The sequence below is a fragment of the Dellaglioa sp. CoH-56-MRSF-10 genome, from assembly GCF_056782175.1.
In genome coordinates, this window is record NZ_JBXAYF010000006.1 from 49,581 (window position 1) to 68,058 (window position 18,478).

General features: G+C 33.9%; 18 protein-coding genes. 3 read left to right on the top strand and 15 right to left on the bottom strand.

Annotated features, from left to right (window positions below):
• Positions 1 to 2: 2 nt before the first annotated feature.
• The 13 genes from AC1RP4_RS06640 to AC1RP4_RS06700 form a co-directional block, all read right to left on the bottom strand.
• Positions 3 to 803: a TIGR00282 family metallophosphoesterase gene (locus AC1RP4_RS06640; RefSeq protein ID WP_409021448.1), complete on the bottom strand. Its 801-nt coding sequence runs from the start codon at positions 801 to 803 to the stop codon at positions 3 to 5.
• A 100-nt stretch (positions 804 to 903) separates the two neighbouring features.
• The gene (rny, locus tag AC1RP4_RS06645) at positions 904 to 2,478 is read right to left on the bottom strand and encodes a ribonuclease Y (RefSeq protein WP_481761847.1); all 1,575 of its coding nucleotides are present in this window, start codon (positions 2,476 to 2,478) and stop codon (positions 904 to 906) included.
• A gap of 147 nt (positions 2,479 to 2,625) precedes the next feature.
• A complete protein-coding gene (locus tag AC1RP4_RS06650; RefSeq protein WP_481761848.1) occupies positions 2,626 to 3,867 on the bottom strand; it encodes a competence/damage-inducible protein A in 1,242 nt (413 codons plus the stop codon).
• A 63-nt stretch (positions 3,868 to 3,930) separates the two neighbouring features.
• Positions 3,931 to 4,518, bottom strand: coding sequence for a CDP-diacylglycerol--glycerol-3-phosphate 3-phosphatidyltransferase (gene pgsA, locus AC1RP4_RS06655; protein WP_481761849.1), 588 nt, complete (start codon positions 4,516 to 4,518; stop codon positions 3,931 to 3,933).
• A gap of 59 nt (positions 4,519 to 4,577) precedes the next feature.
• The gene (locus AC1RP4_RS06660; RefSeq protein WP_481761850.1) at positions 4,578 to 5,420 is read right to left on the bottom strand and encodes a helix-turn-helix domain-containing protein; all 843 of its coding nucleotides are present in this window, start codon (positions 5,418 to 5,420) and stop codon (positions 4,578 to 4,580) included.
• Positions 5,421 to 5,508: 88 nt separating this feature from the next.
• Entirely contained in the window at positions 5,509 to 6,231 is a 723-nt protein-coding gene (gene ymfI / locus AC1RP4_RS06665) for an elongation factor P 5-aminopentanone reductase (protein WP_481761851.1), read from the bottom strand.
• Positions 6,232 to 7,536: an EF-P 5-aminopentanol modification-associated protein YfmH gene (gene yfmH / locus AC1RP4_RS06670; RefSeq protein ID WP_481761852.1), complete on the bottom strand. Its 1,305-nt coding sequence runs from the start codon at positions 7,534 to 7,536 to the stop codon at positions 6,232 to 6,234.
• Entirely contained in the window at positions 7,536 to 8,789 is a 1,254-nt protein-coding gene (gene yfmF, locus AC1RP4_RS06675; RefSeq protein WP_481761853.1) for an EF-P 5-aminopentanol modification-associated protein YfmF, read from the bottom strand. The genes yfmH and yfmF overlap by 1 nt, the downstream gene beginning before the upstream one ends.
• Positions 8,790 to 8,905: 116 nt before the next feature.
• Entirely contained in the window at positions 8,906 to 11,182 is a 2,277-nt protein-coding gene (locus tag AC1RP4_RS06680; protein ID WP_481761854.1) for an FtsK/SpoIIIE family DNA translocase, read from the bottom strand.
• A gap of 111 nt (positions 11,183 to 11,293) precedes the next feature.
• The gene (locus AC1RP4_RS06685; RefSeq protein ID WP_481761855.1) at positions 11,294 to 11,599 is read right to left on the bottom strand and encodes a DUF1033 family protein; all 306 of its coding nucleotides are present in this window, start codon (positions 11,597 to 11,599) and stop codon (positions 11,294 to 11,296) included.
• A 120-nt stretch (positions 11,600 to 11,719) separates the two neighbouring features.
• Positions 11,720 to 12,232, bottom strand: coding sequence for a tRNA (uridine(34)/cytosine(34)/5-carboxymethylaminomethyluridine(34)-2'-O)-methyltransferase TrmL (gene trmL, locus AC1RP4_RS06690; protein WP_409021458.1), 513 nt, complete (start codon positions 12,230 to 12,232; stop codon positions 11,720 to 11,722).
• A 178-nt stretch (positions 12,233 to 12,410) separates the two neighbouring features.
• Positions 12,411 to 13,283 (bottom strand): methyltransferase domain-containing protein, encoded by an 873-nt coding sequence (locus AC1RP4_RS06695; RefSeq protein WP_481761856.1) that lies wholly within the window; start codon positions 13,281 to 13,283, stop codon positions 12,411 to 12,413.
• A 46-nt stretch (positions 13,284 to 13,329) separates the two neighbouring features.
• Entirely contained in the window at positions 13,330 to 13,833 is a 504-nt protein-coding gene (locus AC1RP4_RS06700; RefSeq protein ID WP_481761863.1) for a YbaK/EbsC family protein, read from the bottom strand.
• A 185-nt stretch (positions 13,834 to 14,018) separates the two neighbouring features.
• Here AC1RP4_RS06700 and guaC point away from each other — a divergent pair, with 185 nt between their 5' ends.
• The gene (gene guaC / locus AC1RP4_RS06705; RefSeq protein WP_481761857.1) at positions 14,019 to 14,996 is read left to right on the top strand and encodes a GMP reductase; all 978 of its coding nucleotides are present in this window, start codon (positions 14,019 to 14,021) and stop codon (positions 14,994 to 14,996) included.
• 29 nt (positions 14,997 to 15,025) lie between these two features.
• Here the strand turns inward: guaC and AC1RP4_RS06710 are convergent, their stop codons facing one another.
• Positions 15,026 to 16,204, bottom strand: coding sequence for an AI-2E family transporter (locus AC1RP4_RS06710; protein ID WP_481761858.1), 1,179 nt, complete (start codon positions 16,202 to 16,204; stop codon positions 15,026 to 15,028).
• A gap of 14 nt (positions 16,205 to 16,218) precedes the next feature.
• Entirely contained in the window at positions 16,219 to 16,572 is a 354-nt protein-coding gene (locus AC1RP4_RS06715) for a PTS glucitol/sorbitol transporter subunit IIA (RefSeq protein ID WP_409021462.1), read from the bottom strand.
• A 125-nt stretch (positions 16,573 to 16,697) separates the two neighbouring features.
• On the opposite strand from AC1RP4_RS06715, the gene AC1RP4_RS06720 reads away from it, so the two are divergent.
• Positions 16,698 to 17,723: a lactonase family protein gene (locus tag AC1RP4_RS06720; RefSeq protein ID WP_481761859.1), complete on the top strand. Its 1,026-nt coding sequence runs from the start codon at positions 16,698 to 16,700 to the stop codon at positions 17,721 to 17,723.
• A 12-nt stretch (positions 17,724 to 17,735) separates the two neighbouring features.
• A complete protein-coding gene (locus AC1RP4_RS06725) occupies positions 17,736 to 18,374 on the top strand; it encodes a copper homeostasis protein CutC (protein ID WP_481761860.1) in 639 nt (212 codons plus the stop codon).
• Positions 18,375 to 18,478 lie beyond the last annotated feature (104 nt).

Below are 18,478 nucleotides of genomic sequence, written 5' to 3' on the forward strand. Positions count from 1 at the left end.
AATTAATCCATAAAAGGATGGTCATCATTAATTAATACAGGGAATATCTTTTTAGCATGTCCCGTTTTGTCATCAATATCTATCACACAAGCAGATAACGTTTTACGACCTGTTTCATCCACTTCAAATCGTGTTGGCATTTGCGATAAAAAGCGACCAATTACATTTTCACGTTTCATTCCTAAGATACCATCGTATGGTCCTGTCATACCAACATCTGACATAAAGGCAGTTCCTTTAGGTAAAATACGCGCATCATTAGTAGGCACATGTGTATGCGTACCTACTACCGCAGATACTTGACCATCTAAGAACCATGCTATAGCTTCTTTTTCACTCGTTGTTTCAGCATGAAAATCAATAAAAATGAAATCAGTCTCTTTTTTGACTTCTTCTAAAATATCTTGAACAACTGCAAACGGATCATCTGAAGGAGACATAAAAACACGTCCTTGCAAATCAATCACAGCTAATTTTTGCTGATTAATATTAATAATTGTATGTCCAATCCCAGGTACTTGGTTTGCTGAGAAGTTAGCTGGTCTAATTAATTTTTTTGCACCACCAATAAAATCTTGAATATCTCTATTATCCCAAGTATGGTTACCCATGGTTACAACATCAGCACCTGTTTGAAGGAATGCTTTATAGACAGATTCATTAATACCTCTACCCTTCGTTGCATTTTCACCATTTACAATGGTAGCCTGTGGATGAAATTTTCTTTTTAATTTTGGTAAATACTCTTTAATCATTTGTTGACCTGAATCGCCAACGACATCTCCGACAAATAATAAACGCATGGTTGTCCTCTTTTCTTATATATAAAACTAGTTTAACATTTTTTCTTTTTAATAGACAAAAAATGATGATTTAAGAAATTAATCTTAAATCATCATTTTTTTATTTAGCATACTCAATTGCTCTTGTTTCTCGAACGACAGTCACTTTAATATGTCCTGGGTATTCGAGTTCATCTTCAATTCTGTTTTTAATATCTCGAGCTAAGACAGTTGCTTGAATATCATTAACTTCATTTGGCGTGACAATAACACGTACTTCACGACCAGCTTGAATTGCATAACTTTTCTGTACACCTTTAAATTCATGTGTAATATCTTCAAGTTTTTCAAGTCTATGAATATAATTTTCTAACGATTCACTTCGTGCGCCTGGTCTTGCAGCTGAAACAGCATCTGCCGCTGCAACAAGAATAGCAATAGTATATTTAGCTTCAACATCACCATGATGTGAAGCTATAGTGTTGATGACAACATCATTTTCTTTATACTTCTTAGCTAATTCAAGGCCAATTTCCACATGTGAACCATCAACTTCATGATCAACTGCTTTACCAATATCATGTAACAATCCTGCGCGTTTTGCTAATGTAACATCTTCACCCAATTCAGCGGCTAACACACCTGCTATTTTGGCAACTTCAATAGAATGGCTTAACACATTCTGACCATAACTTGTACGATAATTTAATCGACCAATTGTTTTAATTAAATCAGGATGAATTGTATGAAGTCCGAGATCAAAGGTTGTTTGTTCACCTAATTCACGAATTTTTTCATCCATTTCTTTACGTGATTTTTCAACCATTTCTTCGATTCGTGCCGGATGAATCCGACCATCTTGAATTAATTTTTCAAGAGTCATTTTGGCAATTTCACGACGAATTGGATCAAACCCACTTAAAACGACTGCTTCTGGCGTATCATCGATAATTAAATCAATCCCTGTTAAGGTCTCTAATGTTCGAATGTTACGTCCTTCGCGGCCAATAATACGGCCTTTCATTTCATCATTTGGCAAGGTAACTAATGAAACAGTTGTTTCAGATACCATGTCAGCTGCACTTCTTTGAATAGCTTGAGCAACTAAATCTTTAGCATTACGATCAGCTTCTGATTTAGCTTGCTTATCACTTTCCTTAATCATAACAGCTCGTTCATGACTTAATGATTCTTTCGTATCGTCCATAATAATAGTCTGTGCTTGTGTTTGTGTTAGAGAAGCAACTCTTTCAAGTTCTTCTTGTTGTTCCTGAATCAGTGAAGTAGCTTCTTGTTGTTTTGTGTCAACAAGTTTTTGGTCAGACGTTACTTTTTTCTCTTTGTTCTCAAGCGTTTGTTCTCGTTTATCTAGTGCGCCATCTTTACGATCTAAAGTTTCTTCACGTTGAATTACTCGATTTTCTTGCTTTTGAATTTCTGAACGTCGTTCCTTTAACTCATTGTCTATTTTATCACGATAACTTTGACTTTCTTCTTTAGCCTCTAAAACAGCCTCTTTTTTCTGAGTCTCAGCATCTTTCTTTGCACTTTTTAAAATACCTTCAGCCGTATGCGTTGCGACATCAAGTGTTTTTTCGAAATTTGACTTTCTATATGCAATTCCAATAAAAATTCCAACAACTAAAGCAATAATAGCGATGATAGCGAGGATTAATACGGTTGTTATAGATCCCATAAAAGTCCACCTCCGCATCATCAAATAATGATTAATTTAACTAATCATAAATTTTTAGATGTTTTTTATTTTGTTCATATACACTTTAGTATTTTACGGTTAATTGCCCCCCGCTGTCAACAACAATCCATTGCCAAATTTAATTATTTACTCATTAATTTCATCAAATATCCATTTAAGTCCACTTAGAACACTTCTTTGTCTAATTGTTTCTCTATTTCCAGCAAAATGAAATTGTTTTGCAATAACGGGACTATTTTTAATTGCTAATCCAATCCAAACCGTTCCAGCTTTCTGATTTTCAAGCTCATCTGGACCTGCAACACCAGTAAATGAAATAGCAATATTTGTTTTCATTTTATTTTGTGTTTGTTGGGCCATTTGTTTAGCGGTTTCTTCACTAACAACACCATATTTTTTAATATCTTCAGTCGAAATACCTAAAATATCAGATTTGGCTGTATTAGCATATGTTATAAATCCACCATCATAAATTTTTGAGACACCTGGTATTTCTGCTAATGTACTTTGAAATAATCCAGCTGTTAAACTTTCGGCTGCAGAAATAGATAAGTTTTTTTCAATTAATTTAGTTACAACAATATTTTGTAACGAATTGTCATCCCCATAGCCATAGAAATAATCACCAACTTTGGAAAGTACATAAATCTCCATTTCGTTAATTAATTCTACAGCTGATTTTTTGTCTGTAGGACTTGCCGTAATTCGCAAAGTGACCTCATTTGTCTTGGCGTATGGTGCAATAGTAGGATTAGTTTGTGAATCAATTATCTCTTTTAATTCAGTCACCAATTTAGATTCACCAATGCCATAAAAACGTAAAACTTTTGATTCAAGATGACTATTTAAGTTATATTCTTCTTTTAATAGCTGTTCAACTTCCTTATTAAACATTGTTTTCAATTCCTTAGGTGGTCCAGGTAATAATAAGAAATCACACGAATCACCTTTGTAAAAATCACCAACAGCCATTCCAGCATGATTTTTAATTGGTTTTGATCCTTCTATATACAAAGCTTGTAATTTGTTGTTTTCAGTCATTTGACGACCCGTTTGTGTAAAATGATCTTCTATTTTTAACATGGCGTCCTTATTTTCAACTAACTTCTCATTTAAAAATTTGGCGACCATCTGCTTCGTTAAATCGTCTTCTGTTGGTCCTAAGCCACCAGAAAGGATAACCAAATCATTTCGTTTTGAAGCCAGTTCAATTGCCTCTAACATTCGTTCTTCATTATCCCCTACAACTGTCTGATAAAATACATTTACACCTAAATCAGCTAATTTTTCAGCTAAGAAAGCACTGTTCGTATTTACAATTTGTCCTAATAATATTTCTGTACCAACCGCAATTATTTCTGCATGCATGATGTTGCCTCCTAATTTAATTAAAAAAGACTAAAACGGTTAAATGTTTTAGTCTAAATATTTTTATTTTTCAAATGAATCTGAGAAAATAGCTCTATTTTGAACAAAGTAATCAATACCTGAATAAACAGTAAAGAATAAACAAATATAAAGAAAAATGGCAGCCATAGGTACATTAATTGCTGCAAATAACACATTATTTAAAAACAATAAAATAATAGCTATCATTTGGGTTGTTGTCTTAATTTTGCCTGGCATAGCTGCAGCCATAACTTCCCCATCATTTTCAACAATAATCAATCGTAATCCTGTTACCGCAAGTTCGCGACAAACAATAATTGCAGCTACCCATGCAGGTACTTGGTTAAATGAAACAAGGATAACAAATGCAGTCATTACAAGCATTTTATCTGCCAATGGGTCTGCAAATTTGCCAAAATTAGAAACTAAATGTTGGCGACGTGCAATTTGACCATCTAAAAAATCTGTTAATGAGGCAGCTGCAAAAATAATTGCACCAATTAGATGTGTCACCTGAATCTGTGTACCAACCCAAGTAACCATTCCCCAATCAATTGGTAATAACAATACAAGCATGAAGATTGGAATTAAAATAATCCGCACAACCGTTAATTTATTTGGTAAATTCATAATGATCCCCTTTTTCAAAAATTGCCAACAACATAGTATCCGTTGTTGACAATTCTGGCTTATTTAATATTTACAGTAACTGTTCTAACTTGTAGAGTTGCATTTGTTTTCATAAAATTAAATTTTTTACCGTTAATCGTGATACTCATAGCTGGTGCATTACCAAAGCTAAAGACAAATGACTTTGTACCGGCTGGGATTGTAACAGTATCCGTTGCATCTGAGACAAGTGTTGCTTGCCATAGTTGTGTGCCATCAGCCGTAATTGAGCTCCAAGCAGCACTACCAGAAGCTACTAATTTAACTTTAGAAGTTGTTGGTGCATTTTCCATTGTGTAAACAGTGTTTGTTCCCGCATCTGAAACATATGTTAATTTTTGCGTTTTCTTATCAGATGAAGAACTAGCCTTTACTGATTCAGAACTAGAAGTTTTAGTTTTTGAGTCAGTTGAAACAGATACTTTAGAACTTGAACTTTCAATTTGAGTATCTGTATCTTTACTATTCAATGTCACACCATAAATTGTACCCAAAATCCCTAAGACAATCACAACAATAATAATTGTTGGCAAGTACGACATAAACTTATCAAAATTACCGTCTTTTGGTAGTTTAGCAGACTTTTCAGAACGTGATACTTGTTCCTTTGCAACGACTGTTTCTTGTGTATCTGGAAGTGTTTCATTGAATTCTTTTAATAATTTATCCCCATCCAAATCAACCGTCTCTGCATATTGTTTAACAAATGCTCGAACGTAAAAATCTCCTGGTAAATCAGAAAATTTTTCATCTTCAATTGCAATCAAATAACGTTTTTGAATTTTCGTCATTTGTTGTAAATCATCTAACGTATATCCTTTATTTATTCTCGCTTCTTGTAATGTTTTTCCAATTTCACTCATGTCTAATTCTCCACTTAGTTTAATAGTTAATCTTCTAACAATCAGTATAACATAATCGTCATGTCCAATTTGTTAAAATTTTATTATTTTATTTCAACCATCCGCCTGAAACATAAATCGTTTGACCGGTGAGGTACCCTGCCTCTTTGGCTAATAATTGTTTTACCCAAAATCCAATTTCTTCGGGATGTGCGAAACGTCCCATTGGAATTTCACTTGAGATATCTTTCTTTGCATCTTTCGAAAATTGTTGATTCATTTTTGTATCAACTGCGCCTGGTGCCACCACGTTAACCGTAATACCTAACGAGGCAACTTCTTTACTATAAGCATTGGCAAAGGACGATAACGCACCTTTTACAGTACTGTACAGTACTTCCATTGGGCTACCAACGCCTCCATAAATTGACCCAATAAATATAATTCGGCCAAAATGATTTTGGGCTAACTTTGGTTCCAATTTCTGAATTAATGCCAATGGTGTTTGAACTTGCATCTTCATCATTTTATCTAAATCAGACATTGGGGCTTCATTGAATAAATGGTAAGAAGTTGTTCCTTCAGCAAATATTACAGCATCTACGGCAAATAGTTGGGATATCACTGGATCAACATTAGTCGCTGTCATATCAAATTGTAACGGCAAAAAATCTTGTTTTGGATATTTTCCCCTCAACTCTTGTGTTAATCCCATAATTGCTTCATCATTTTGATAATAATGCATTGTTAGCGACCAACCAATATCTGCCAATTGTCTTGCAATCATTTGACCAATATCACCAGACGCTCCAAAGATAACTGCCCAACTCATTTAATCATCCTCTTTAGCCATAATTTGGTAGACACTAATTGCTTCAGAACGAATAAAATCTTTAGCTCCTTGGCGAACTTGATCTAATGTCATATTTTCAATAATTGGTGCCCTATCAAAAACAGTGGCATCATCAAACAAATCACCATCATACTGATTTGCAATGCTCTCAAGTGAGTTCATCGATTGAATGGATTGACCTAACATTTCACGTTTAGCCAATTCAAACTGGGCCTCAGCCCCTGAAAGGTACTCTGACGCATTCTCTAAAATATGAATAATGGCATCCGATAACTTTTGAGGGTCATCAGTATCACCACTAATACTTGCAAAATGGAAGCCACGTTCAATTTCAAATTCATAGCCAAAGGAATCATCTAACGTCCCTTCATCATATAATTTCATATATTGAGGGGCCGTGTCACCAAACAAAAGATAAAGAAGCATATGGATTGTCTCTTTGTATTTCAAGCCGTTACGGCCTTCTGGAACATTATCTAATCCTTTTATACCAACAATTGTTTTAGCACGTTGAATGGCCATCTCAGTTGCACGATATGGCATGATGTCTGAACCGTCTACTTGAGTTTCTGGAATTAATCGTTTAATTGTTTCTGCTGCTTCTGGAAACTTTTTATGATTTTGATTATTTTTAATTAAATCTAAAGTTTCTTCTGGATCAACATTTCCTACAATAAATAAATTCATATTACTTGGATGATAAAATGTTTCATAGCACTTATATAAATCATCTGCCGTAATTTTATCGATTGATTCAATTGTTCCAGCGATATCACTGCTAACCGGGTGATTTGGGTAAAGGTTACCTAAAATACCAAAGTATAAACGCCAATTAGGATCGTCGTCATACATTTGAATTTCCTGTCCAATAATTCCCTTTTCTTTTTCAACTGTTTCAGGTGTAAAATACGGATCTTGCACAAAATCTAGTAATGTTTCAATGTTTTCAGGAACATGATTAGAGCTTGAAAATAAGTAGCTCGTTCGTGTAAAGCTTGTGAAAGCATTTGCACTAGCACCATATTCTCCAAATAAATCAAACGCATCATGATCTGCTTTTTCAAACATTTTATGTTCTAAAAAATGGGCGATACCATCCGGTACATGAACAACATCTTCTTCACCAATTGGTACAAATACACTATCAACTGAGCCATAATTTGTTGTGAATATACCATAAGTTTTATGAAAACCTTTACGAGGTAATATATTTACTTTCAAGCCATTTTCCAAAGTTTCTGTATATAATATTTCGTCAAACTGCGGGTATTCTAATGTTTTCATTAATTAATTTCCCCATTCAAAAAGAAGATTGCTTGTAATTTAACATTACGAGCGATAGCTTGAACGGCAGCTTTATCCACGCTATTAATGCCGTCTATCCACTCTGTTGCACTAACTTCTGTGCTTGTTAATTGATCAATCATCGATTGATTAATTAACGCCATTTGTGAGTCAAGACTACTTTGATATTGGTTAATCATTGTCATTTTTGTTTTATTTAATAGTTCATCACTAATGTCACCTGCGATAATATCATCTAATTGTTGTTGAACAATTTCGATAACTTTATCTTTATTTTGTGGTTCAATGCCTGTTTGTACAGTTAAAATACCTCTAAATGTATCTAACGAGCTACTTGCATAATAAGCCAAACTAGCTTTCTCACGAACATTTACAAATAACTTAGCTAGTGGTGAACCGCCAAAAACGCCATTGAAAATAAGACCCGCATAGTACCCATTTTCTCTGTAATAAACTGGTAACTGATATGCCAGATTTAATTTACCCTGAGTCACTGCTTGCGTTTCTGTTTTAGTCACAACTTCTTTAATAGCTTGATCATAGAATATAGGTATCATTTTAAAATCTCGAGGTTTAAAAGGCAACGTTTTAACAATAGTTTCAGTTTCTGATTCATCTAATTCACCAAGGACGAAAATGTCTACTCGATTAGTTGTAAGCATTTGTTTGTAGTAATCAAATAAGCTAGTTGCAGTTATCTTTTCAATATCTTCTACAGTCCCATAGCTAGGAATAGCTTGATCGTTTTGAAAGTAAAGTTTCTGTAATTCTAATCCTGCGTACGATTGTTTATCATCACTAATACTTCTGATAGACATCATCAAATTTTCCTTTTGGCGTTTAAATGTTTCTTCGTCAAAATGGCCATCAGTCACATTCGGATTGAAAATAATTTCTTTGATAAAAGCAAATATTTTTTTTAAACTTTCTGTTTTATGTTCTAAGAATTTATCGTTTACACCGTTTAAAATTAAACTTATTAAGTGAAAGTTTCCTTTTTTACTAACAGTGATACCAAAACTTGCACCATAAAGTTCTGATAATTTTTCGGCTAATTTTTGTTGAGATGGATATTCTGCACTACTAATTTCTAATAAGTTAGCTAATAGCATACGTTCTGCAGATTCTTTTCCGGTTAAAGGTGCTATAAAATTAATAACGATTCTATTCGTTTTAAATTGACTATTTTCAATAACAGTTAAGTTGACACCTGTTTCTAATTGTTTACGCACGAAAATGTGCCTCCTTTTAAATCGGATGTTCTTTTACCATGATAATTGAAAGACTAGTGAAACACAAATTTAATTGTTTCGTAATCTGTTTAGGCTAAACAAAAAAACTGAAAGCCCTAATTAGGACCATCAGTTTCTTCATTTATCAACACTTTGCGCGGCTTACTTCCCTCTGGCGGTCCAACGATTCCTTTTGCTTCCATTTCATCAACAATTCTAGCAGCTCGATTGTAGCCAATCCTAAAACGTCTCTGTAACATGGATACACTGCAAGATTGTTCATGAGTCACTAATTTAACAGCGTCCCCAAATAATTCGTCTTCTGAATCAGACGCTGATCCTGAGTTAGCTGTTTCTTCATCAGTCACAATCATCGTTTCATCGTATTGTGGTTCTTGCTGATTTTTAATAAACGAAATAACACTTTCAACATCTTTATCTGAAATGTAAGCATCTTGTACACGAATGGGTTTATTTAGCCCCATTGGTAGGAATAACATATCCCCACGACCTAAAAGCTTTTCAGCACCATTACTATCAATAATTGTTCTCGAGTCAATCCCACTGGAAACAGCGAAAGCCATACGTGATGGTACGTTAGCTTTAATCAATCCTGTGATAACATCAACAGATGGACGTTGCGTTGCCAAAATCATATGGATTCCAGCTGCTCGAGCCATTTGTGCTAAACGAATAATCGCATCTTCAACCTCATTCGAGGCTACCATCATTAAATCTGCCAATTCATCAACAATGACAACAATATAAGGTAACGTTGCTCTTTTTTGTCCGTCATCTGCGTTTTCTTGCATAATCATTTGATTATATCCAGAAATATTACGTTGACTAGCATCTGCAAACAATTCGTAGCGTCGCTCCATTTCAGAAACAACCTTATGTAAAGCTCGTGATGCTTTTTTAGGATTTGTAACAACCGGCGTTAATAGATGTGGAATACCATTATAGACACCTAACTCTACTTTTTTAGGATCAATCAACATAAACTTAACCTGATTTGGTTTCGTATTCATCAATAAACTTGTGATAATGCCATTAATTGCAACTGACTTACCACTACCAGTTGAGCCAGCAATCAATAAATGCGGCATCGTTGTTAAATCTGCTGTTACCAATTGGCCTGAAACATCGCGACCTAAAGGAACTTCGAGAACTTTATCTGGTGTTGGATTCTTTTGTTGAGATTCAATCACATCCCTGAATGAAACCATTGATACTTTAGAATTTGGTACTTCAATCCCAATAAGTGATTTTCCAGGAATTGGTGCTTCAATTCGAATATCTTTGGCAGCAAGTGCTAAGGCTAAGTCATCCGCAAGGTTAACAATTTTACTAACTTTAACACCAATTGCCGGATGTAATTCATATTCAGTAACAGATGGTCCTAAACTCACACTTTTAATTTCAACATCAACACCAAAGCTTTCAAATGTTTGCTTCAATATTTTTGTGTTTTTTTCAATTGTTTTATATTCGCCACTTTGGTCTTCTTTTGGAATTTTTGTAAGTAATGTAACTGGTGGTAATTGGTAATCTTCATTATCATCAGCCACTGTACTTGATATTATCTTAGGATCATCTTCTGAATCTAATTCTGAATCTGGTTCTTGTTGCGTAATGATAGGTGGTTCATCAACGGTCACTTCTCGTTCAGTTTTTATTTCCTTTTCTTCAGTTCTATGGTCAATTACAGGTTTTAATTCTTCTTCATCTTGTTCTGCTTTATTTTCTTTTCTTTCTTCTTTAAAACTATCTATTGCTACTTTCATTCGGCGAAAACCTTCTCTTGTCCAAGCAATAATTACGTTTAGATAGCGTTGAACAGTATACATAACTTCTGAAAAAGAGAGATCAAAAAAAATAAATAATCCGGCTAAGATGAAAAGTACACTAACAATATAGGTGCCTGCTTGTGAAATTAAGAAGTACGATAATTGGTATAAGCTTGCCCCTATCATTCCACCGCCAACTGTTGAACTAACTGCAGATTGTCGAAAATCGGAAACAAGTGTCTGCCATGTATATTGAATAAATTGGCTATGCACCGATGAGTGCCCAACAAACCAGGCTTCAAGAAAGACTAAAACACCAACATATAAAATAACGGATCCCCAATTAATTCTTTTCTTAACTTTGGGCTCTTTTCCCATAATCATTAAGTAACTTCCATATACACCGAGAATTAATAATGCGAATTGATATGTATTACCAACAAACAAACGGAAAACGTTAGCAAATAAAGCACCCAAATATCCCAGTGCTAGCACACCAAATATTCCAAACAATAAAAATATAACACCAATTATATTTTTAGAAAATTTGTATTGAACTGTTTTTTTTGTTGTTCTTTTTTTTCTTTTCTTTTTTTGAGCCAAAACAGTTCCTCCTTCTGTTAAAATAGATACTCAATTATACCATATCTTAATTACCTTCCGTGTCATTGTCTAGTCATTTCCACAAAAAGAGAGTTAATAACAATTATGTTATTAACTCTCTTTTTTGGCTGTAATTTCTTTGCCATCTTTAACTAACAGTAACCCTTGATATAACTGTAAATCATCACCACAATCTGAACAATAATCCATTTGTTCCTCATTCCAAAATGCTGTCAAAAATTGACGTTTACTTTTTTGATGGCTAAATTCAGTGGTAAATGCGCTAGATTGTTCCTCAAAAAAAGCCATCGCTTCATCCATTGAATCAAAATCAACTGTTTTTTGAATATGACTTTTCCAATCATCAAAAAACCACCATGGTTCATCAAATCCAAACATTGTTATTACTTGAAACAAGTTAGCTCACACCCTTCCATTTTATAAAATGACTGTTCATCATAAATACCGGTTTATTTCTTAACCCGAAGCAAGTATAACCCATTTATGAATTTCTAGTCTATAAAATGCTCAAGCTACTTATTTTAGCTTATCATTTTCATACGTGTGTGTTTTATCTAGATTTAAAAAGTCTTGTTGTCTAAGTGTTTCATAAATTACAATAGCAGCTGAATTAGATAAGTTTAAGGCACGAATGTGCGTATCATCTTGTGGAATTCGGATTGCTTTCTCTTCATTTTGGCGCATAAAGTTTTCAGGAAGACCTGTTGTCTCTTTACCAAACAAGAAGTAATAGTCCTTATTCACATCAGAATAATCTACTTGTGAATAAGTTTGCGGTGCAAATTTTGAAACCAAAAAAAGTTGTTTCTGATCTGGAATAGATGCTAAAAAATCTTGTAAATTTTTATGATACGTAATTTTTACTTTATCCCAATAGTCTAGTCCAGCACGTTTTAAATATTTATCGTCTGTTGAAAATCCTAAGGGCTCAATTAAATGTAGTTCAGTATCCGTTCCAGCACAAGTTCTAGCAATATTACCTGTATTAGCAGGCATAAGTGGTTCAAATAATGCAATATGATTCGTCAAAAATTAACATCCTTTCAAAAAATCGTTATTATTTTAGGCAACAAAAAAACGCATCATTTCGGTGTGGGCACGGCGAAAAGATACGTTAATGAAGATCAATTTCCAGAAGCTGACAACATCGTCGACAGTCTCTAAACAACCGAATTCGTATACTCATAATACCACAGCAATTTATTCGTTACAACACTGATTCTAACTTATTTTTACGATATTTTAATAGTGTAACGTCAACCGTAATTTTGGTTAAAGGTTGTTTTTTAGCTTTAGCCTGATTATCTGTTGTAGCTCCCCAATGTAAAGGAGTCATTTCGAGTAAGGCAGGAAACAAGCCTTCTGGAATATCGAATTGATAACTAATTGTAATTTGTTCAGAGTCAGGATAATTTTCTTTAAACAGATTTAAAACCTTTTCATTACTATAACTCCTATTATGACTCTCTTCGTTATATAGAAGTTCGCGTAATTCAACTAAGTAATTTGAATTTGGAATGATTTTTAATAACTGCCCGCCATCCTTTAATACTCGATCAAATTCTGTATAAGCAGAAGGCGAAAAAATATCAATAATTGTTGAAAATGACTTATTATTAAATGGTAGTTTAGCCAAATCAGCAATACAATAAAAAGCATCTGTCTCTTGTTGTGTCGCATAATTGATTGCATCTTTTGAAATATCAAATCCAACGTAAGTGTCTTTAGCATTTTGGCGTGTTACTTCTATATCATGAAGTGGTGTTCCCTCTCCACAACCTACATCCATAATTGTTTCTTCTTCATCAGAAAGCTGCTCAAGAATTTTATCCGTAATCGGTTTAAACAAGCCTGCTTGTAATAACTGTCTCCTTGCTAACCACATATCCAATTCATAATCACTTTTAACCCCATGATTCAAGAAAAAAAGAGTTCCTTTTTTTGATAAATCTATTTGATGATTTTCAGGGCAAAACATCGTCTGGCCTTCAACTTTACTGTAGGGGTTTAAGCAGACAGGACATCTAAATAAATCGATTTTATTTTTTAAAAATACGGCACTTTTCTCAATTTTTTTCAATTTACACTTATTCCTTTTTATCGTTTATTTTACATTCAATAGCTATTTATTTTTCAATGTTAATGTAATGACCTTTAACCAATTCAACAAGTTCTTCACGTTTTACGCCAACAGAACGACCAACTTTACCAGCTGAAACCCAAATTTTATCGAACTCTTGAATTCGTTCATCAAAATAAATGGGAAATCCTTTTCGAACATTAATTCCAATTGGTGTATTTGCGCCATGAACGTAACCAGTAATATTGATTAAATTTTTATTATCTGCTAAATGCAATTGTTTTTCATTTAATTCACGTGCTACTAATTTTAAATCAATTTCAAAAGTAATAGGAAGGCAAACAACTACGTAATCTCTATCACCGTTACTTCCCTGTAAAACAATTGTTTTTAAAATACTTCTTTCATCCGTTCCTAGTTCTTTAGCTTCTTTGCTTGAATCCATTTGTCGACCACCTAAAAAATCAAAAGTATAGCTCTCAAATTCAATATGATTTTGATCTAAAATGCGTTCGTCATTTGTTTTTTTTACTTTTTCTTTTTTTGCGATAATAATCACTCCCAAAATAATTATAGCACGACGTCTATCTCTTCACGTATTCTTATTTAATTTTCGATTTATTTCAAAAATATGTTGACTAAATTCGCTAAATAGCGTAAATTATCAGTTGGTTACTGATAATAATTTAATAAATACTAAAAATAGTTCGTGTTTAAAAGAAATGGGGAAATATTATGCCAGTTTTTGATTATGAAGATATTCAGCTCGTCCCTAACAAATGTATTGTAAATAGCCGTTCCGAAGTCGATACATCTATTCAATTTGGCCCTCGCCGTTTTAAACTACCCGTTGTACCTGCGAATATGCAGACAATTATCGATGAACCGTTAGCAGAATGGCTTGCATCAAATGACTATTTCTATGTCATGCACCGTTTCGATGAAGAGAGTCGCTTACCTTTCGTCAAAAAAATGCATGCAAAAGGTTTGTTTGCTTCTATTAGTGTTGGCGTTAAACCACATGAATGGGCATTAATTGAAGAGCTTGCCGATGCTGATTTAATTCCAGAATATATAACAATTGATGTGGCGCATGGCCACGCACAAAGTGTCATTGATTTAATTCATCATATTAAAAAATGGTTACCAGAGTCATTTCTAATTGCTGGAAATGTTGGCACACCTGAAGGCGTTAGAGAACTAGAAAATGCTGGTGCAGATGCAACTAAGGTTGGTATTGGACCCGGAAAAGTTTGCATCACTAAAATTAAAACTGGATTCGGTACCGGCGGGTGGCAATTAGCCGCTCTTAGATTATGTTCTAAAGCAGCAAGTAAACCAATTATCACTGATGGTGGTATAAGAACTCATGGTGATATTGCTAAGTCAGTCAGATTTGGGGCCTCAATGTGTATGATTGGTTCACTCTTTGCTGGTCACAAACAAAGTCCTGGTGATTTAATTGAAAAAGATGGTAATCTATTTAAAAGTTATTTTGGCTCTGCCTCTGAATATCAAAAAGGTAGCCACACTAATGTTGAAGGTAAAAAAATGCTCGTTCCTTTTAAAGGTGACATTCATGAAACTTTACTTGAAATGCAACAAGATTTACAATCTTCAATTTCTTATGCTGGTGGTAATTCTCTCTCTGCACTTGAAAAAGTCGATTATGTAATTGTTAAAAATTCAATTTTTAACGGTGATACGCTTTAATCAAAAAAGTTAGACAAAATAAAATTTGTCTAACTTTTTTGATTATCTTTATTCGTTTTCTCTGATTCGTCATACAAACCAGAATCCTTTTTATACCATACAAAAATCCGCGTTACAATAACTTTTAGAATTGCATATCCTGGGATTCCAAAAATAACACCTATTAATCCAAAAACCCGTCCCGAACCTAATAAAACAATTAAAATTGTAACGGGATGGATTGCTAAACTACTTCCAAGAATCAATGGAGAAATCAATCTTGCTTCAATTGTTTGTTCAACAATAAAAACAACAATAACCTTTATCAACATAATTGGTGACACGAAAGCAGCAATTACTAGTGCAGGAATCATCGCTAGAAAAGAGCCTAAATAAGGAATTAAATTCAAAAAACCTGCCAAAATCCCTAACGTTAAAGCAAACTTAAGACCAACTACTGAAAAACCAATAACAAATAATATGGCCACAAAGAATGCTACCGTTAACTGACCTCGGATATATTGACTGACTTGTAAATTAATTTCATCTAATAATTCAATGATTGATTTGCGATATCTTACTGGGAAAAAATTTGATAAATACTCAGGTAAATCGTGCCCATCTTTTAATAAATAAAATAAGATAAAGGGTGCTGTTACTAATCCAATGATAAATGTCGTTACAGTACCAACAACGCTACCTAAAGAATCAACTGTTGATCCAATAACTGAGCTCGCTTTTTTGGATACTGTTCCTACGATATCTGTATTTATTTTTTCAATTGAAGTTTTAATAGTATCAAATAAAGATGACGACATAAAATCATTCGTTTGATGTGTGATATTTGACCAATACGTCGGCCAATTTTTAATAATACTAATTGTTTGTGTTTGTACAGCAGGAATCAAAACGACAATCCCCCATACTAAAAACCCAGAAATTACTATAAATACAACTGTAATAACCAAACTTCGATTCAATTTAAAGCGCGTTTCACAAAAATCTATCAATGGGGATATTAAATAATACAGCACGCCAGCTAAAACAATTGGGAAGCCAATAATGCTTAATAACTCTCCAATTGGTGCGAAAAACCAGCCCACTTGTGCTAACATAAAAATAATTAGCAAACTTAACAAAACAATTGATAAAATGCTAACTGTTTTATTATTAACAACCCATTTCCAAAACCATGATCGTTGTGAAGTCGATTTTTCATTTGGGAGCATTTTAATCTACTCCTTTACTTATACGTGATTGTATTACCGACTTTAAAAGTTGGCAATACATGCGGTGTTAAATAAATACCATTTGGTTGTGGATGTTCTGGAACTTCCATAAAGAACAAGGTAGCATGCCCAACCGACTCAAAATTACTTGAAACTAACTCTCCAGCGAAATCAATTTTATAAGTTTGTTCATTAATAATCATTTCATCACCTGTTTTTGGCGAAATAATTTTTTTATCATCTTCAAATGATTGAATGACAGAAACTTGTCTTAAATCATCCGTTGCACTCTGATTGAAAAGGATAACAATAGGTTCCTTTTTTGAGATGGCATCTTTTCCAATTTCTTCAATTCTTGCTGTAATCATACTTTATCGTCTCCCTTATCCTTTATAGTTACCTATAATTATAGCATAGTCCCCAGTATAAATAATAACGTTTACAAAAATATATGATATAATATTGACAATATCATGAGGAGGTATTTGTAACTATGAAAGAGACTATTTTGTTTGGTACATATACAAAAAAGACAAGTACTGGTATCCAACGAGCTCAACTTGATACAATTGAAAAAAAAGTTTCTAACGCTACACCCTATATAAAGGTTGAAAATCCAACTTATCTCACGAAATCGGACAAAGGTGTCTTATATACCGTTTCAAAGAGGTCAGATTTAGGTGGTATATCAGCCTTTACCCTTGCATCAGAAAATCCCCAATTTTTAAATGACGTTTCAGCTGAAGGCGCTCCGCCTGCTTACGTTGCTGTTGATAATAACCGTCAATTAGTCTACAGCTCAAACTACCATAAGGGTCTTATTTCCATTTCAAAAATTCAAACTGATGGCTCATTAGCTCTTATTAATGAAGTTACAAATGAAGGTCATGGTCCAAAACCAGAACAAACAAGCTCTCATATTCATTTCACTGATTTAACACCAGACAATAGGTTAGTTGTTTGTGACCTTGGAACTGATCAAGTGTTAACTTTTGATGTGTCAGATAATGGTGCTATTAAACAAATTGCTGAGTATCGTTCAGAGCCTGGGTTCGGTTCTCGTCATATTGTTTTCCATAAAAATGGAAAATTAGCATACTTAGCTGGAGAGCTCTCAAGTGAAGTTTCGTTACTTAGCTACAATCAAACGGATGGTTCATTTAAAGAGATTCAAACACTTTCATCAATTCCATCTGATTGGAATGCTCATAACGGAATTGCTGCTATTCGCATTTCTAAAGATAGCCGCTTTTTGTATGTCTCTAATCGCGGAAACAACTCAATTGCTTGTTATTCACTTGCTGTTGATGGCACAATGACACTTATTCAACTTATTTCAACTGAAGGTGACTTTCCTCGTGATTTCAGTTTAAATAAAACAGAACAATTTTTGGTTGTTGCTAACCAAAACACTGATAATGCTACCTTATTCGAACGTGATTCAACCTCTGGTAAATTAACTTTACTTCAAAAAGATATTGCCGTTCCAGAATCCGTTTGCGTTTATTTTGAAAATTAGGAGAAATTAAATTTGTTAATTAAAGAAGTTGCAGTTGAAAATTTTACTGATATCCCAAAACAATTTGCCGCTGGTGCTAATCGTTTTGAACTTTGCGATAATCTTGCTGTCGGTGGTACAACTGTCAGTAAAGGTGTTATGTCTGAAACAATGCGTTATGCACAGGACAATGAAGTCCCTGTAATGGCAATGATTCGTCCCCGTGGCGGAAATTTCGTTTATAACGATACCGAATTAAAAATTATGGAGGCTGATTTATTTCAGGCTCAACAACTTGGTGTAGATGGCGTCGTATTTGGCGCTTTAGATACGAATAATAACTTAGACATAGAGGCGATGGAGTTTTTAATTGCAGCAAGTGGTGGCATGCAAATCACTTTCCATATGGCTTTTGATGAAATTCCTAATAATGCACAACTTGATGCGCTATCTTGGTTAGCAGAGCATGATATCGATCGTGTTTTAACGCATGGCGGATCACTTGATAAGCCTATCGAGGAAACGTTACCCCACCTCAAAGAAATTATTGACTGGTCAAACGGTCTCATTAAAATTGTTCCAGGTGGCGGTATTACACTTGATAATGTTGATACTATTGCTGCTAAATTAAACGTTAAAGAGCTTCATGGTACAAAAATAATTTTAAAATAATCATCTAAAAAGGTTCCAACAACTTCATGTACTAGGCCCTGTCAAGTTGACGGATGAAATAATATAAAATTTAATATGTTTCTAAATGGCTTTATCCCAGTATT

Coding starts and splice junctions, on each gene's coding strand:
- AC1RP4_RS06710 (WP_481761858.1), bottom strand. CDS start 16,204: ATGCTCCCAAATGAAAAATCGACTTCACAACGATCATGGTTTTGGAAA.
- ymfI (WP_481761851.1), bottom strand. CDS start 6,231: ATGAGTTGGGCAGTTATCTTTGGAGCGTCTGGTGATATTGGTCAAATG.
- yfmH (WP_481761852.1), bottom strand. CDS start 7,536: ATGAAAACATTAGAATACCCGCAGTTTGACGAAATATTATATACAGAA.
- AC1RP4_RS06640 (WP_409021448.1), bottom strand. CDS start 803: ATGCGTTTATTATTTGTCGGAGATGTCGTTGGCGATTCAGGTCAACAA.
- AC1RP4_RS06715 (WP_409021462.1), bottom strand. CDS start 16,572: ATGATTACAGCAAGAATTGAAGAAATTGGAAAAGATGCCATCTCAAAA.
- rny (WP_481761847.1), bottom strand. CDS start 2,478: ATGGGATCTATAACAACCGTATTAATCCTCGCTATCATCGCTATTATT.
- AC1RP4_RS06660 (WP_481761850.1), bottom strand. CDS start 5,420: ATGAGTGAAATTGGAAAAACATTACAAGAAGCGAGAATAAATAAAGGA.
- AC1RP4_RS06650 (WP_481761848.1), bottom strand. CDS start 3,867: ATGCATGCAGAAATAATTGCGGTTGGTACAGAAATATTATTAGGACAA.
- pgsA (WP_481761849.1), bottom strand. CDS start 4,518: ATGAATTTACCAAATAAATTAACGGTTGTGCGGATTATTTTAATTCCA.
- guaC (WP_481761857.1), top strand. CDS start 14,019: ATGCCAGTTTTTGATTATGAAGATATTCAGCTCGTCCCTAACAAATGT.
- AC1RP4_RS06720 (WP_481761859.1), top strand. CDS start 16,698: ATGAAAGAGACTATTTTGTTTGGTACATATACAAAAAAGACAAGTACT.